The organism is Paraglaciecola sp. G1-13, assembly GCF_055809255.1.
In genome coordinates this window covers 3,031,575-3,047,980 of the sequence record NZ_CM147903.1, presented here as the reverse complement: position 1 = coordinate 3,047,980, position 16,406 = coordinate 3,031,575, and the positions used below count along the sequence as shown (strand labels likewise).

At 44.7% G+C, this 16,406-nt stretch carries 11 protein-coding genes and 4 tRNA genes; 5 read left to right on the top strand and 10 right to left on the bottom strand.

Going from position 1 to position 16,406, the window contains the following annotated elements:
• Nucleotides 1–3: 3 nt before the first annotated feature.
• The 6 genes from AC0L6N_RS12860 to AC0L6N_RS12835 form a co-directional block, all read right to left on the bottom strand.
• Nucleotides 4–921 carry a hydroxymethylglutaryl-CoA lyase gene (locus AC0L6N_RS12860; RefSeq protein WP_473475038.1) on the bottom strand — a complete coding sequence of 306 codons (918 nt, stop codon included), beginning with the start codon at nucleotides 919–921 and terminating at the stop codon, nucleotides 4–6.
• On the bottom strand, nucleotides 918–2,945 hold the full coding sequence (locus AC0L6N_RS12855) for an acetyl/propionyl/methylcrotonyl-CoA carboxylase subunit alpha (RefSeq protein WP_473475036.1): 2,028 nt from the start codon (nucleotides 2,943–2,945) through the stop codon (nucleotides 918–920). The genes AC0L6N_RS12860 and AC0L6N_RS12855 overlap by 4 nt, the downstream gene beginning before the upstream one ends.
• Complete coding sequence (locus AC0L6N_RS12850; RefSeq protein ID WP_473475034.1) at nucleotides 2,942–3,763, bottom strand: enoyl-CoA hydratase/isomerase family protein; 822 nt, start codon at nucleotides 3,761–3,763, stop codon at nucleotides 2,942–2,944. The genes AC0L6N_RS12855 and AC0L6N_RS12850 overlap by 4 nt, the downstream gene beginning before the upstream one ends.
• A gap of 12 nt (nucleotides 3,764–3,775) precedes the next feature.
• Nucleotides 3,776–5,383, bottom strand: coding sequence for a carboxyl transferase domain-containing protein (locus AC0L6N_RS12845; RefSeq protein WP_473475032.1), 1,608 nt, complete (start codon nucleotides 5,381–5,383; stop codon nucleotides 3,776–3,778).
• Between the two features lie 90 nt (nucleotides 5,384–5,473).
• Nucleotides 5,474–6,643 carry an isovaleryl-CoA dehydrogenase gene (locus AC0L6N_RS12840; RefSeq protein ID WP_473475031.1) on the bottom strand — a complete coding sequence of 390 codons (1,170 nt, stop codon included), beginning with the start codon at nucleotides 6,641–6,643 and terminating at the stop codon, nucleotides 5,474–5,476.
• Nucleotides 6,640–7,035, bottom strand: coding sequence for a MerR family transcriptional regulator (locus AC0L6N_RS12835; RefSeq protein ID WP_011575688.1), 396 nt, complete (start codon nucleotides 7,033–7,035; stop codon nucleotides 6,640–6,642). Before AC0L6N_RS12835 ends, AC0L6N_RS12840 begins: the two co-directional genes overlap by 4 nt.
• A 279-nt stretch (nucleotides 7,036–7,314) precedes the next feature.
• Between AC0L6N_RS12835 and AC0L6N_RS12830 the strand changes: the two genes are divergently transcribed.
• The 3 genes from AC0L6N_RS12830 to kynU all read left to right on the top strand — a co-directional run bounded on the left by AC0L6N_RS12830 (nucleotide 7,315) and on the right by kynU (nucleotide 10,843).
• Nucleotides 7,315–8,499: a thiolase family protein gene (locus AC0L6N_RS12830; RefSeq protein WP_473475028.1), complete on the top strand. Its 1,185-nt coding sequence runs from the start codon at nucleotides 7,315–7,317 to the stop codon at nucleotides 8,497–8,499.
• 176 nt (nucleotides 8,500–8,675) lie between these two features.
• Nucleotides 8,676–9,599, top strand: coding sequence for an alpha/beta hydrolase family protein (locus AC0L6N_RS12825; protein ID WP_473475027.1), 924 nt, complete (start codon nucleotides 8,676–8,678; stop codon nucleotides 9,597–9,599).
• Nucleotides 9,599–10,843: a kynureninase gene (gene kynU, locus AC0L6N_RS12820; RefSeq protein ID WP_473475026.1), complete on the top strand. Its 1,245-nt coding sequence runs from the start codon at nucleotides 9,599–9,601 to the stop codon at nucleotides 10,841–10,843. The genes AC0L6N_RS12825 and kynU overlap by 1 nt, the downstream gene beginning before the upstream one ends.
• A gap of 315 nt (nucleotides 10,844–11,158) precedes the next feature.
• On the opposite strand, the gene AC0L6N_RS12815 is transcribed toward kynU, so the two are convergent.
• The 4 genes from AC0L6N_RS12815 to AC0L6N_RS12800 form a co-directional block, all read right to left on the bottom strand.
• Nucleotides 11,159–12,775: a response regulator gene (locus AC0L6N_RS12815; protein ID WP_473475025.1), complete on the bottom strand. Its 1,617-nt coding sequence runs from the start codon at nucleotides 12,773–12,775 to the stop codon at nucleotides 11,159–11,161.
• A 1,020-nt stretch (nucleotides 12,776–13,795) separates the two neighbouring features.
• Nucleotides 13,796–13,871 (bottom strand) — tRNA-Val (locus tag AC0L6N_RS12810).
• A 66-nt stretch (nucleotides 13,872–13,937) separates the two neighbouring features.
• Nucleotides 13,938–14,013: transfer RNA gene (locus tag AC0L6N_RS12805), tRNA-Val, on the bottom strand.
• A gap of 66 nt (nucleotides 14,014–14,079) precedes the next feature.
• A tRNA-Val gene (locus AC0L6N_RS12800) sits at nucleotides 14,080–14,155 on the bottom strand.
• Between the two features lie 644 nt (nucleotides 14,156–14,799).
• On the opposite strand from AC0L6N_RS12800, the gene gltX reads away from it, so the two are divergent.
• A complete protein-coding gene (gene gltX, locus AC0L6N_RS12795) occupies nucleotides 14,800–16,209 on the top strand; it encodes a glutamate--tRNA ligase (RefSeq protein WP_011575683.1) in 1,410 nt (469 codons plus the stop codon).
• Nucleotides 16,210–16,321: 112 nt separating this feature from the next.
• Nucleotides 16,322–16,397, top strand: a tRNA-Ala gene (locus AC0L6N_RS12790).
• Nucleotides 16,398–16,406 lie beyond the last annotated feature (9 nt).

The following is a 16,406-nucleotide window of genomic DNA, read 5'->3' as shown; positions in this document are numbered from 1 at the left end:
AGATTACTGAGTTAGGGATTTATTGGCGTAAACGTTTGCCACTTTTGATACAGAGTTTATGCCTAACTTCGTACACACGTCTTGTCCTGCCTTGACTAACATTGATAAATCAATACCTGTGGCAATGCCCATTCCATGTAACATGTAAACCACGTCTTCAGTGGCTACATTACCTGATGCACCCTTGGCATAGGGGCATCCGCCTAGGCCGGCTACCGCGCTATCAACTACGTTGATCCCCAATTGTAACGCCACCAAAATATTCGCTAAAGCTTGACCGTAGGTATCGTGAAAATGCACCGCAACAGCGCAGAGGGGGACCACATCTAATACGGCATTGAGCATTTTTTGTGTGGCGATAGGAGTGCCTACGCCTATCGTGTCGCCTAACGAAATTTCATAGCAGCCCATCTCGAACAAGGTTTTAGCCACACTGGCCACATTGGCAGGCGCTATCTCTCCTTCGTAGGGGCATCCCAGAACGCACGACACATAACCACGTACTTTTATATTTTTAGCTTTCGCCGCAGCAATAACCGGTTCAAAACGCGCTAGACTCTCAGCAATTGAGCAGTTTATATTTTTTTGTGAAAAGGATTCAGAAGCAGAACCAAAAATAGCGACTTCATCAGCGCCTGCTTCTAGCGCGGCTTCAAATCCTGTTAGATTAGGCGTTAATGCACTGTAAATTACGGCGTTTTGGCGATTTATTGCAGCAAAGACTTGGGCTGAGTCAGCCATTTGTGGCACCCACTTAGGTGATACAAAACTGCCTGTTTCAATCATGCTTAAGCCTGATTTAGCAAGCGCCTCAATCAAAGATACCTTAGTGGCTAAATCAATATTTGTTTTCTCATTTTGCAAGCCATCTCGCGGACCTACTTCAACTATTTTTACTTTACTTGGTAAAGCACTCATCATGATAAAGGCTCCTCATCAGCTATAAAGTCTAATAAGGCTGCGCCGCCGTCAACCAATTCGCCAGCCTGATAGTAGAATTCCTGCACATGACCATTTTGTGTCGCTTTAATGGCATGTTCCATTTTCATGGCTTCCATTATCATTAAGGTTTGACCTTTTTTAACACTTTGCTTTGGCTCAACTAAAAGGGTCACTACTGTGCCGTTCATTGGTGCTACGAAAGCACCGTGCTGGTCGTTTTCATCAGCAACACCTAAGTCTTTCTGAATATGGCTAAATTTAGTCATGCCATTGGCATGAAAGAGCGCGTAGTCATGTTCAATTCTATTGATGGTGACGCTCTCACTATGCCCATTAACGGTTGCCAGTAATCGATTGCCTGCTAATTGCCCTTCGCACTGATAAGTTTGTTCCCCTAATTTAACAATAAATGTACCCTGCTGATGGGGGGCGTGGTTGTCACTTTTTATCCGTTCAACCACAGTTTCATAAGCCTCACCATGCATCTGGATGCAGTAGCGGCTTTGAAAACGTTCATTAGCTCGCCAATCACTTACGGATCCCCATGGAGACTGACTATCTTGATTATTAGGGGAGGTGATGGCTTGTTCATTTAAAGATAAGTACATGGCCAAATTCAGTATTTGATGCTTATTGGTTTGCTTATCCTTGTTAAAAATCTCATCGTGGTGAGTTTCGATAAAACCAGTATCGATCTCTTCATCTTTAAACGCTTGGGTGTCAATAAGGCTGCGCAGGAATGGAATATTTGTTACCACACCATCAATACGATATTCAGCCAAAGCTTGACTCAAGCGTGCTAAAGCGCGTTCTCGATCTGTATCCCACACAATCAACTTAGCGATCATGGGATCATAATAAACCGATACCTCATCACCCTGAACCACACCGCTATCAATGCGTACATGTTCTGATTCTTGCGGTGTTTCTAATAGATGAAGTGTACCTGTGGCAGGCAGGAACTCATTATCTGGATCCTCGGCGTAGATTCGTGCCTCAAATGCATGCCCATTAATATGTAATTCGTCTTGTGTTTTGGGCAAGGTTTCATTGGCGGCGACCCGCAGTTGCCATTCCACCAAATCTTGTCCTGAAATCATCTCACTGACCGGATGTTCCACCTGCAAGCGAGTATTCATTTCCATAAAGTAGAAGCTGCCATCCGTATCGAGCAGAAACTCGACGGTACCTGCACCTACGTAGTTAATGGCTTGGGCGGCTTTTAACGCCGCATCGCCCATAGCTACACGTAATTCAGGGGGCATCTTAAACGCGGGGGCTTCTTCAACGACTTTTTGATGACGTCTTTGCACTGAACAGTCGCGCTCAAATATATGCACACCATTTCCATGGTGATCGCAAAATACTTGTACCTCAACGTGACGCGGTTGGGTTAAGTACTTTTCAACCAACATTATGTCGTCATTAAAACTCGACATCGCTTCACGTTTAGCTGCGGCTAATGCGTCATCAAATTCATCTTCGCTCCAAACTTGGCGCATTCCTTTACCACCACCACCGGCAGCTGCTTTGAGTAATACGGGATAGCCCATGTCATCGGCATGTTTTTTTATCAGCGCCGGTGACTGATCGTCGCCGTGGTACCCCGGCACTAAGGGCACATTGGCCTGTTGCATAATATGTTTAGCAGCAGATTTTGAGCCCATTGCGTCAATTGCTTCAACAGGTGGGCCCACAAAGATAATATTGTTATCTGCACAGGCTTTGGCAAATTCAGCGTTTTCAGATAGAAACCCATAACCAGGGTGGATGGCATCCGCGCCGGTTGCTTTAGCGGCAGCAAGGACCTTATCTACTTTTAAATAACTTTGGTTAGATGGCGAAGGGCCAATATGTATCGCTTCGTCGGCCATTTTTACATGCAACGCGTTCTTATCAGCATCAGAATAAAGCGCAACGGTTTGGATACCCATACGTTTGGCAGTGTTGATAATACGGCAGCAAATTTCGCCACGGTTGGCAATTAGAAGTTTTTTAATCATGAGATATACCAATTAGGTCGACGTTTTTGTAAGAAAGCACCGAGGCCTTCTTGGCCTTCAGATGATACCCGGGTATTGGCTATGCGTTCGCTTGTCATGTTTCTAAGCGCTGTATCAGGGACGCGATTTGCCACGTCTGTTATCAATTGTTTGGCTGCAGAAACCGCATGCGGACCATTCTTCAGAATATGCTCCAGGAGAGATTCAATTGTGCTATCTAGCTCTTCTTCGGTCACGCTTTCACTGAGTAGTCCAATGCGTCTTGCTCTACGTGATGAAAATACTTCAGCGGTCGTGAAATAACGCCTAGCGTTTCGCTCGCCAATAGCTTGAATAACATATGGGCTAATAGTGGCGGGTATTAAACCAAGCTTGACTTCGCTTAGGCAAAACTTGCTCAGTTTACTGCCCACAGCCATATCGCAGCAGGCAATTAAGCCTATAGCCCCGCCAAAGGCAGCACCTTGCACCCGGGCTATGGTCGGTTTTGATAGCGAATTTAAGGTATGCAGCATGGTTGCCAATGCATTTGCATCATTGAGGTTTTGCTCATATGAATAGCTTGCCATGCGCTTCATCCAGTTTAGGTCCGCCCCAGCGCAGAAGCTCTTGCCAGTCGACGCGAGAACGACAGCCCTTACAGTATTATCAGAGTCTAACCGGCTGAATGTCTCGGTTAGAGCTGCTATGAGAACATCGTCAAATGCATTGTGCACTTCAGGGCGATTAAGGGTGACAGTGGCAACACCACGCTCATCAATGTCGCAAAGCACATACTCTGGAGAGGGGGAATTAGTTTGGCTCATTCTAGGATCCATATTCAATGCACCTTACATTCTGAACACCCCAAACTGGGTGTCCTCAATGGGTTTATTTAAGCTAGCTGAAATGCACAGGCCCAACACCATGCGTGTGTCGGCGGGATCTATCACACCATCATCCCAAAGACGGGCTGATGCATAATAAGGGTGCCCTTGATGCTCGTAGGTATCGACTATGGGTTGTTTAAACTGCAACTCTTCCTCTTGGCTCCAAGTTTCACCGACGCGCTCCCGCTGTTCGCGTTTAACTTGCGATAACACGCCGGCGGCTTGTTCACCACCCATTACCGAAATACGTGCATTTGGCCACATGAACATAAAGCGCGGGTCATACGCCCGACCACACATACCGTAATTACCGGCACCAAAGCTACCACCAATGAGTACTGTGAATTTAGGGACCTTGGCGCAGGCGACCGCGGTGACCATTTTTGCGCCATGCTTAGCAATGCCACCGGCCTCGTATTGTTTGCCGACCATGAAGCCAGTGATATTTTGTAAAAACACTAAGGGGATTTTACGCTGTGCACATAGCTCAATGAAGTGCGCTCCTTTTTGAGCTGATTCACTAAATAAAATGCCATTGTTGGCGATAATACCTACCGGATAGCCGAAGATGCGTGCAAAACCGCAAATTAAAGTATTACCATAAAGAGCCTTAAATTCATCAAATTCAGATCCATCAACTACGCGAGCAATGACTTCGCGCACGTCATAAGGCTGGCGTGCATCCTTAGGTATAATGCCGTAGATGTCTTCTTTGGGGTATGCAGGTTCAACGCTGGGCTTAACGTCTAATGCTATTGGTTTTGTTCGGTTTAACCGTGTAATAGCGTCTCTGGCTATGTGCAAAGCGTGCTGATCGTTATTGGCCAAATGGTCCACCACACCAGATGTTCTGCAGTGCACGTCACCGCCGCCTAACTCTTGTGCGGTGACCACTTCGCCGGTTGCCGCTTTAACTAAAGGGGGGCCACCAAGAAATATAGTGCCTTGGTTTTTGACGATAATGGACTCGTCGGCCATCGCTGGTACGTAAGCACCGCCTGCGGTGCAACTTCCCATGACCACAGCTATTTGCGGAATATTTTGCGCCGACATGTTCGCTTGGTTGAAGAAAATACGCCCGAAATGTTCACGGTCGGGAAAGACTTCGTCTTGGCGAGGTAAGTTAGCGCCGCCTGAGTCTACTAGGTAGACACAGGGCAAATTGTTCTGCTGAGCTATGGTTTGCGCACGTAAGTGCTTTTTCACCGTTAACGGGTAATAAGTACCGCCTTTGACCGTCGCGTCGTTCGCGACAATCATGCATTCGATGCCAGATACTCGGCCTATCCCTGCAATGACACCTGCGCTGGGCACATAGTCTTCATAGACTTCCCATGCAGCCAGTTGCGATATCTCTAGAAAAGGGGAGCCTGCATCGAGTAGCGCATTGATTCGGTCGCGAGGCAGTAATTTACCGCGATCGGTATGGCGTTTATTGGCTTTATCGCCGCCTCCCTGTTTTATCAAAGCTATCTTGTTATTTAAATCATCAATTTGCCCCTGCATGTGCGCTGCATTGTCGGCAAACTCTTGGGCTTTGGCGTTTATTTTACTGATAATTCGGGGCACGTTATTGCTCCAATTTAATGGCCACCGAATCAACGATGGCGCGATGGAAGTGTGATAGTTAGGGTTCGTTTTTTGACGTGAAACTCCGCTTTACGCTGACTCTTTAAATAGCTCTCGGCCAATCAACATGCGGCGGATTTCGGAGGTACCGGCTCCAATTTCGTATAGTTTTGCATCTCTTAATAAACGACCGGCAGGAAACTCATTGATATACCCATTGCCACCAAGTAATTGGATGGCATCGAGGGCCATTTTAGTCGCCAGTTCGGCAGAATACAGTATGACTGCAGCGGCATCTTTACGCGTGGTTTCGCCGCGATCACAAGCGCGAGCTACTGTATAAACATAAGCTCTCGCTGCGTTCATTTGGGTATACATATCAGCAACTTTACCCTGAACTAGTTGGAACTCGCCGATAGATTGACCGAACTGCTTGCGGTCATGAATGTAAGGTACGACTAAGTCCATACAGGCTTGCATAATGCCAAGAGGGCCACCTGAGAGAACGAGGCGTTCATAATCAAGGCCACTCATCAGAACACGTGCACCATCGCCTTCATTGCGAATTAAATTCTCGGCTGGTACTGGGCAATCTTCAAATACAAGTTCGCAGGTATTGGATGAGCGCATACCAAGCTTATCAAGCTTCTGTGCTTGGCTGAAACCTGGCGTGCCCCGTTCAACGATGAAAGCACTCATGCCTTTTGAACCTGCACTTATATCGGTTTTGGCGTAAATCACGTAAGTGTCAGCGTCAGGGCCATTTGTGATCCACATTTTATTGCCGTTAAGCACGTAATGGTCACCTTTTTTATCGGCCCGCAATTTCATGCTAACCACATCTGAGCCAGCATTAGGCTCACTCATTGCTAATGCACCTACATGCTCGCCGCTGACAAGCTTAGGTAGGTATTTTTCTTTTTGTGCATCTGAGCCATTTTTATGAATTTGATTAACGCACAAATTGGAATGGGCGCCATAGCTCAAGCCTATTCCTGCGGATGCTCGGCTGACCTCTTCCATGGCGACAACATGGGCTAGATATCCCATGTTGGAACCACCATATTGTTCAGCCACGGTCACACCTAGCAGTCCCATTTCGCCTAATTTTGGCCATAACTGGTTAGGGAAACTGTTGTCGATGTCAGACTTTTCAGCCAAAGGAGCGATTTCCCCTTGAGCAAAGTTATAAACGTGGTCACGTAACATATCGATGTCTTCACCTAGGCCGAAGTTCAGTGTTGGATATGGAGCATTCATGCGATTTGTCCTCGCTTAATCGTGGTGAGTTCGTCCTTACAACGGGCTTCGACTTCGTCTAATTCCATCATTAAGGCTTTAATATCTTCTAGTTGCTGATCCATTACAGCGCGTTTTTGTTCTGTCATCAGCAACATGGCCTCTAACTGGGCTTCTGAGTTCTGATTGCTGTCATATAAATCAAACAATGTTTTAGTTTCAGCTAATGAAAAACCTAAACGTTTGCCGCGTAAAATTAGCTTAAGCCGAACCTTGTCTTTTTTCTTGTACACTCGGTTTTGACCATTACGGGTGGGGTTCAGTAGCCCTGACTCTTCGTAGAAACGGATAGAGCGGGAGGTGATATCTAGCTCTTTTGCTAACTCGCCAATGGTGTAAAATTTTTCAGTCATGGAACAGCCTTGTGACAAATTGATGTGTTATCCAGCAATTACTTATTCTATTTAATAATGGATATTTGCTTTACGTTTACGTAAAGAGTAACTTAACGTAAAGGTAAAGTATGAGTTACAATTCGTCAACATCGAAGTATGAAAAATATTCTACGGACGCGCGAAGATGTATAAATAGGTAGTTTTCATTAATGTAATGTTTATTATATATTTATTAATTGTTTAATTATTAGTGTCTTGAAGTGATACGGTTGTACCAAAAATATAAGGGGTAAATTAATGAGTAACAGTTCAGTAGTGATTGTTAGTGCTAAACGTACACCAATGGGTGGGTTTATGGGGGGCTTGTCAGCACTGAGTGCCTGCGAGCTAGGTGCAAATGCGATTACAGCGGCATTAACAGATGCGGGTGATGATGCACCTGTTGTTGATGAAGTCATTATGGGCTGTGTTTTACCTGCTGGATTAGGGCAAGCGCCGGCTCGTCAAGCGAGTATAAAAGCGGGTTTGCCACTTGGTACTGGTGCGATAACGTTAAATAAGGTGTGCGGTTCAGGTATGAAGGCAGTGATGCTTGCCCATGATTTGATTAAGTCTGGTAGTGCTAAGACGGTTGTGGCGGGTGGTATGGAGAGTATGTCCAATGCGCCGTATATCTTACCCAAAGCGAGGCAGGGGTATCGCATGGGGCATGGACATATGTTGGATCATATGATGCTGGACGGTTTGGAAAACGCCTATGACGGTAAAGCGATGGGCTGCTTTGCTCAGTCTAAAGCTGACGAAGAGCACGTGACTCGAGAGCAAATGGATGAGTTCGCATTAGGCTCGCTAACTAAGGCCAGTGACGCGATAGCTAATGGATTGTTTAAAGACGAAATTACACCGGTGAAAATCACTTCTCGCAAAGGTGAGGTCGTCATTGAAAACGATGAAGGGCCAGGAAACGCTCGCCCTGAGAAGATCCCTTCTTTGCGCCCCGCATTCACGAAAGACGGTACGGTAACGGCGGCGAATTCTAGCTCTATTTCAGATGGAGCTGCTGCGTTGTTGGTCATGGGCGAAGAAGAAGCAAAAGCAAAAGGGTACACACCGTTAGCACGTATTGTTGGACATAGCTCAAATGCTATTGAGCCCGAGAATTTCACAGTGGCACCTGTTGGTGCTATGGAAAAACTGTTCGCGAAAACGGGTTGGTCAAAAGAAGATGTAGACTTATTTGAGATCAACGAAGCCTTTGCCATGGTCACTATGTTGGGTATGCGTAAACTTGGTCTAGATCCCGCTAAAGTAAACGTGAAAGGTGGAGCATGTGCTCTTGGTCACCCGATTGGGGCCTCAGGCGCGCGTATTATCGTGACTTTACTGCATGCACTTAAGCAGCGTAGCCTGAAAAAAGGCGTAGCTGCTATTTGTATCGGCGGTGGTGAAGCGACCGCGATAGCGTTTGAAATGCTAGTTTAATATCGCGCTTTTTTTACCTCATATATACGCTGGTGGTGTAATCGCGCTACCAGCATCTTCCCTCTGTCATTGCCGACATTCTTTTAGTTGTTCCTCAACGCTTCAAATTTTTACCTGCATCTGTTCTACTTCTGCCATTCGATAAGATAACTACGCATAAATGCTATAGAGAGATAATGAGAATTTCGTACAGCCTTTTCCCGCTATTCGTATTTTTTGTGGTCGCTTGTACCTCAAGTTTACCGAAGCACACATCAGAGCAAGAGCAGGTACTAAAAAATGCTGAGGTCTTAAAGACTACCACTTTGCAAAATGTAAGCTTTGCGCAAGTGATGGCGTTAGATGTAGCGGCCAATGCCAGTGAAAAAATCGCATATGGCAGTGATGAATTACAGTATGGACAATTGTATCTGCCGGAGAATGTGCGGGGTAAAGAGATTGAAGATACTGCACCATTAGTCGTTTTTGTTCACGGTGGCTGTTGGCTTAACGCTTTCAGCGTTGATCATAGCGAGGCGTTTAGCCAAGCGTTGTCAAAAGAGGGATACGCGGTTTGGTCTGTAGAGTATCGCCGCACAGGCGATGATGGCGGCGGTTGGCCTGGTAGCTTGAATGACGTCTTAAAAGGAGTGAGTTTCGTGCAAACCTTTAAGGATTATCCGATTGACTTAAACAAGGTGATTTTGGTCGGGCATTCAGCAGGCGGACATTTGGCGTTATTGGCCAGCGCCCCAGAACGACAGGTTTTTAAAGGCGGGGCCAAGTTGCTAGGCGTCATCGGTTTAGCTGCTATTGTTGATGTGGTTCGTTATTCACAAGGTAATAACAGTTGTCAAACTGCTACGCCTGCTTTTTTTGGTGGCGGTGCTGAGCAAAAGCCAGAAGCTTACGCTTCAGGCTCGCCCGATCATTACGCGCTAAAAGAGCATTCACTCTTATTGCAAGGCAGTGCTGATGAAATAGTCGAGCAGAGCCAAGCACTGAAGAGTGATTTTGAATATCAAATTGTAAAGGGGGCAGGGCACTTTGATTGGATCCATCCTCAGACAAATGCGTATCAAGTTTTTTTATCAGCGTTAAAACAACGGGTCAGTGAATAATGGAAAACATCAGTGAAGAGCAAATAGCACAATGGGATTTGATAGACCCTTTGGCTGAAAAGCGTGAAGCGTTTACGCTTCCTGCTGATACTGTTTATTTAGATGGCAACTCTCTAGGAGCCATGCCAACTGCTGCAGCGCTGCGTGGTAAAGAGGTGTTAGAGCATCAGTGGGCCAACGATCTCATTACCAGTTGGAACACACATTCGTGGATTGACCTGCCGACAACCGTAGGTGAAAAAATTGCGCCACTCATTGGCGCAGCACCAGAGCAGGTGATTTGCTGTGATTCTACCTCTATCAATTTGTTCAAAGTACTTGCCAGTGCGGTGACGCTGCAAAAAAATCGCTCTCAGGTATTGTCTTTAACGGGGAATTTTCCCACTGACTTATACATGGTTGAAGGGCTTACATCACTGTTGGGCGAAAGTCATTGTTATCTTAAAACGATTGAGGAAGACACGCTAGAAGAAGCTCTTACTTCTGAAGTGGCAGTTTTAATGCTGACTCAGGTTGATTTTCGCACTGGTCGCTTGCTGGATATGCAGCGCATAACGCACTTAGCGCATGAGCAAGGAATTTTAGTGATATGGGATCTCGCTCATAGCGCGGGAGCGTTGCCTATCGCGCTTGATGAATGTGACGTAGATTTTGCTGTGGGGTGCGGTTATAAATACTTTAACGGTGGGCCTGGCGCACCGGCATTTGTTTACGTAGCCAAACGCCTTCAAGCTCAGGTATCTCAGCCGCTGAAAGGATGGATGGGGCATAAGCAACCTTTTGCTTTTGCACAGGGTTATGAGCAAGCGGGTAATATTACTCAGTATCTATGTGGTACGCCAAATGTGGTATCTATGAGTGTATTAGATGCTGCACTTGAGGTATTTTCTGATGTGAAGATGCAGCAAATACGTGAAAAATCAGAGGCGTTAAGTGAATTGTTTATTGCGCTAGTGGAAGCCGAGGTGGCGCTATCTGATTTAGTACTCGTATCGCCACGAGCGACGAAAGACAGAGGCAGCCAATTGGCATTTAAACATGAACACGCTCATGGGATTTGTCAGGCATTAATCGAGTTTGGTGTGATAGCCGATTTTAGAGCACCGAATATTTTACGGTTCGGCTTTACTCCTTTGTATTTACGCTACCAAGACATTCTGACCAGCGTGCAGATTCTCACGCAGGTTATTCAGCAAAAAGTCTATCTTCAAGCACAGTACAACAAGCAAAATAAAGTAACTTAGCGTAGGTGAAATCATCCGCTGGTTTAATCGTTAATACGAAAATACATTAGGGGCAGTGTCACTTTGTTGAACGAGTTTTGGTCAATACATCGAAATACTTTAGAGCGCGAAACAGTCTCGAAGGCCTAATGGGCAATGCAAAGAACTGAGATAAAGAGCAAATTGTTTCACTTACGCCCAAGGTTGGGTAGCAGCTGTTAGTCATTTATTTCATGTTGAATGATTTCTGTACAGAGCGACCAGTTTCATAAGCATCCATCATGCTCAATTTAGTCACAAACTGTTGCCCAAATGTACCGCTAATATCAACAAGGCCTAGGCGATGTCGTCTAATAATTCACGTATTTTGATGTAACGATTTTCCTGCTCATCATTCAGTGAGCCGGCTTCAACCGTGCGCACGCAGCGCTGGATCGTTTTTTGATAATTGTCGTCTGTGTGCAAGCGTTTTATAGTCATCACCTGCAGTAAGTTAAGCGCAATTGCGGGAGTTTTAGGCATAATGGTAAAGGCATCGGCGAAGGTACCCAATGCACTGTCGATATCACCTTCTTGAAAACGCTGGACCGCTAAGTTATTCAATTCTTTGGAGCTTTGCTTGATTCTACTTTTTTCCTCTTGCTCTTGTTCAACATAGTGAAGAAATATTTCATTACCTTGCTCGTTTTCATCACAACGGCGCATAATCTCACTTAATATCTCTTGGCTACGCTCGTGTATGCCTATCTCATGAAATGCTTTGGCTTTATCGAGCAAAGCTTCGATTGTTTCATTCTCCCAGTTGTCGTTGTCTAGTTGCTCAAGCAATGCTTTGGCGTTATCTTTTTCATCCGCTAAATACATGAGTCGAGCGTTGATTACATTGATTTGGTCTTGCATATCCGCCTTCGGGAATGCTTGGCGAGATTGGCGAATGTACTCATTTGCTTGCTTAACCAGCGCACTCGTTTGCTCTTCATCAGCCGTCATGGCGTAATCAATACTAGCGCGGGCGACATTTAGGTAGTGCTCCGGCGTGTCGTGAATAGAATTTTTAGCAAATTTAACGATTTTTTTGGCTGCCTCAAGCTGCGTATGATAATCGTGGGTAATTCTGGATAAATCCAACGCGGTTTTATGCCGTCTTATATTTCTAGGGGATATTTCAGATGCCATTAAAACGCATTCAAGAGCAGTATCAAAATCACCTTGCTTAATTTGCAACGACATTAGTAAATCATATGCGGCCAATTGTGATTCCGGTTTAAAGGCGAGACGAAGTACGAGCTTCTCTGCCGCTTCGTCTTCATTCAAGTGTAAATACGTTTTTACTAAGCCCAATTGAGCCCAAGTAAACGTTTGAACATTAAGAATCGCCTGGTAGAACGCTTTAGCTTGAGGAAAGTGACCGCATAGCTGCAACACTTCGCCTTTAATTTTCAACGCCAAGGGAAAAAACTCTGAGTTTTTAGGTTCACTCAAAAACACTTCTACTTCTGATAGTGCCTTTGGGAAATGTTTCTTTTCAATACACCAATACACACTCTGTAAAGCTCGTTTACGCCCCAGAATGCGCGACAAGCGTCGGTCTAACTCTTTGACGGTAAACGGCTTAGCGAGAAAATCGTCAGGTTGTAACTCAACAATACTTTGTACTAGATCCGCTGTGGTATCAGCACTGATAAACACGAATGCGGTGCTCAGAGGTAACTCGCCGTTTCGGTTTATTTCATCGTAAAAGTAGTACCCATCTTGCTCATGTTTTAAGTTGTATGAGCATACGATGAGATCATACCGCTGGTGGCGGATTTTATTAAGAGCGAGGTGTACCTTGTCCACATAGGTGATATCGCTAAAACCAAGCTCTTCCAAAGAATACTTCATGTACCCTTTAGCGAGAACCTGATCATCAACGATCAGCACTTTGGTTTCTTTAGCGATCAGTGGATTCATATATGTATTTCAAAGGGTTGATTATTAAAGGTTATCGTACTTTTACTCATAATTATAAGTACAAATAAGCATCAATGAAGAAAATATACGTTTTGAATGCAAACGAGCCAAAAAAGAAACGCTATTGAGATACCTAGGTTTGTCTTCGCTACTGAGCTTGAATCACGTCGCCTGTGCTTTTGTGAATAATGGCGATGCGCATTGCAGATATAGTTACGCTACTTAGATAATGAAGTGTGTATAACTGGAGATATAACTAAAGAAGTGGTGGTCGCTACCGGACTTAAATCACGTCGCCTGTGCTTTTGTGAAAAGCGGCGATGGGTATCGCAGATACAGCTATGCTACTCAAATAATGACGTTTACATAAATGGGGGTATAACTAAAGAAGTGGTGGTCGCTACTGGACTTGAATCACGTCGCCTGTGCTTTTGTGAGGGGCGGCGTTGGGTATAGCAGATATAGTTATGTTACTTAAAGAATGAGGTTTGTATAAATTGAGATATAACTAAAGAAGTGGTGGTCGCTACCGGACTTGAATCACGTCGCCTGTGCTTTTGTGAAAAGCGGCGATGCGTATCGCAGATACAATTGTACTACTTAGATAATGAAGTTTGTATAAATGGAGATATAACTAAAGAAGTGGTGGTCGCTACTGGGCTTGAATCACGTCGCCTGTGCTTTGTGAAGAGCGGCGATGCGTATCGCAAATACAGTTATGCTACTTAAATAATGAAGTTTATATAAATGGAGATATAACTAAAGAAGTGGTGGTCGCTACTGGGTCTGAATCACGTCGCCTGTGCTTTTGTGAAGAGCGGCGATGCGTATCGCAGATACAGTTATGCTACTTAAATAATGAAGTTTATATAAATGGAGATATAACTAAAGAAGTGGTGGTCGCTACTGGGTCTGAATCACGTCGCCTGTGCTTTTGTGAAGATCGGAGATGCGTATCGCAGATACAATTGTACTACTTAGATAATGAAGTTTATATAAATGGAGATATAACTAAAGAAGTGGTGGTCGCTACTGGGCTTGAACCAGTGACCCTCGCCTTGTAAGGGCGATGCTCTCCCAACTGAGCTAAGCGACCGTTTTTGTGAAACGTTATACTACACTGGCTTGAACCAACGACTCTCGACCGTTTCTTGTCGAAAAGTGGTGGTCGCTACTGGGCTTGAACCAGTGACCCTCGCCTTGTAAGGGCGATGCTCTCCCAACTGAGCTAAGCGACCGTATATTGAAACGTTGTACTAACACCGACTTGAACCAGTGACTCTCGACCGTTTCTTGTCGAAAAGTGGTGGTCGCTACTGGGCTTGAACCAGTGACCCTCGCCTTGTAAGGGCGATGCTCTCCCAACTGAGCTAAGCGACCATATATTGAAACGTTGTACTAACACCGACTTGAACCAGTGCCTCTCGACCGTTTCTTGTAGAGAGTGGCGATGCTCTTCTCTTTTTCTAACTGAGCTAAGCGACCGTTTTTGTTTCACTTAAAGAGTTGCCTCGGTAAGTGGAGCGCTATTATAGGTATGCGTTTGTGAGTGTCAACTGTAAATTTAAAAAAGTGTTCAAGTGCTATAAAAACGACCGAATAGCGTGAATATTGTGCAGTTTTATTGGTAGTAAATGCACTGGAATAGAAAAACAGCTTTATTTGATTGGTTATAAATGAGGTGACAAAAAATTTAATTGGCGTTTATGTCAAATTTAACCTTTAAAATGCATTGTATTATGCAGCCCACCCAAAACTAACTACGCTAGTGCAAATCGGCTACGCTTTATCAATTTTGTCATTTTTTATTAATTGGTTCGTTAGGTAACTGGATGTAAAACATCCGTTTAGATAAGACCAGAGCCAGTGTTTTATTGGTAATGAAAGCGCTGAGACCACTGCAAGTAAAATTAAACAGCAATATATGTTCAATTCTTCAGGGCCCTTTGTTCGTTTAACCTTTCTTATAAGGGCCATTGACTGGTAAAATGCTGCCAATTTTTTGTAATAGGATTATTTATACCATGACAGCGGTTACCCGTTTTGCTCCAAGCCCTACCGGTTTTTTACATGTTGGTGGTGCACGTACTGCACTTTATTCTTGGCTTTATGCAAAAAGCCAAGGTGGAAAATTTGTACTTCGAATTGAAGATACGGATATAGAGCGTTCTACTCAGGAAGCCATCGATGCGATTTTGGAAGGTATGGAGTGGTTAGGATTAACATGGGACGATGGCCCATATTATCAAACAAAACGGTTCGACCGATATAAAGCGCTCATTAATGAGATGCTTGAAGAAGGTAAGGCTTATAAATGTTTTATGAGCAGTGCTGAGCTTGATGAAATCCGCGAAAAACAAAAAGCGAACGGTGAAAAACCAAGATACCCAGGCACTTGGCGTGACCGTACTGATCATCCAGAAGGCGAACCTTTTGTTATTCGCTTTAAAAACCCATTAGAGGGTAAAGTGCTGGTAAAAGATCATATTCGCGGAAACATCGAAATTGCAAACAGTGAGCTAGATGACCTCATTATATTACGAAGTGATGGAACGCCGACCTATAACTTCTGCGTTGTGGTTGATGATTGGGATATGGGGATTACGCATGTGGTGCGCGGTGAAGACCACATTAATAATACCCCACGCCAAATTAATATTTTACAAGCACTTGGGGCACCAGTACCTGAATATGCCCATGTATCTATGATATTAGGTGATGACGGCAAAAAACTATCTAAGCGTCATGGTGCTGTTAGTGTAATGCAATATCGTGATGACGGCTTTCTACCGCAAGCACTATTAAACTACCTAGTTCGTTTAGGTTGGTCTTATGGTGATCAAGAGATTTTCTCTAAAGAAGAGATGATCGAGTTATTTAGTTTAGATGCGATAGGTCAATCAGCTTCAGCTTTTAATACTGATAAACTCATTTGGTTAAATCAGCATTATATTAAGGAGCTACCAGTCAGTGAGGTGTTACCTTATGCAAAATGGCACTTTGAGCAACAAGGCATCGATGTGTCTAACGGCCCTGCACTAGAAGAAGTCATTAAAGTACAAGCAGATCGCGTAAAAACGTTGAAAGAGTTGGCCGAGATCAGTGGCTATTTTTATCAAGAGTATGAAGACTTTGATGAAAAGGCGGCTAAAAAGCATCTTCGCCCTGTGGCGCAAGAGCCTCTTGAGGCGGTTAAGGCTGCTTTAATGGCGTTATCGACTTGGAATGCTGAAACCATCCATGAAGCGATTAACAAAACTGCGGAAACTTTAGGGGTAGGTATGGGCAAAGTTGGAATGCCATTGAGAGTTGCCGCTACCGGTTCAGGTAATTCGCCTTCACTTGATGTGACATTGAATTTGCTAAAACCTGAGCAAATTGCTCAACGTATAGACAAAGCGCTCATATATATAGCAAACAGACAACAATCATAGATAAAATTTAAAAAAGTCGTTGACATAAAAGGGGGGGGTGCCTAGAATGCGCCCGCTGTCAGGGAATGACACCCAATAAGTCAAAGCGAGTTCGCTTGTAAAACTTAAGTATGGGGCCATAGCTCAGCTGGGAGAGCGCTTGCATGGCATGCAAGAGGTCGGCGGTTCGATCCCGCCTGGCTCCACCATATCAAGGA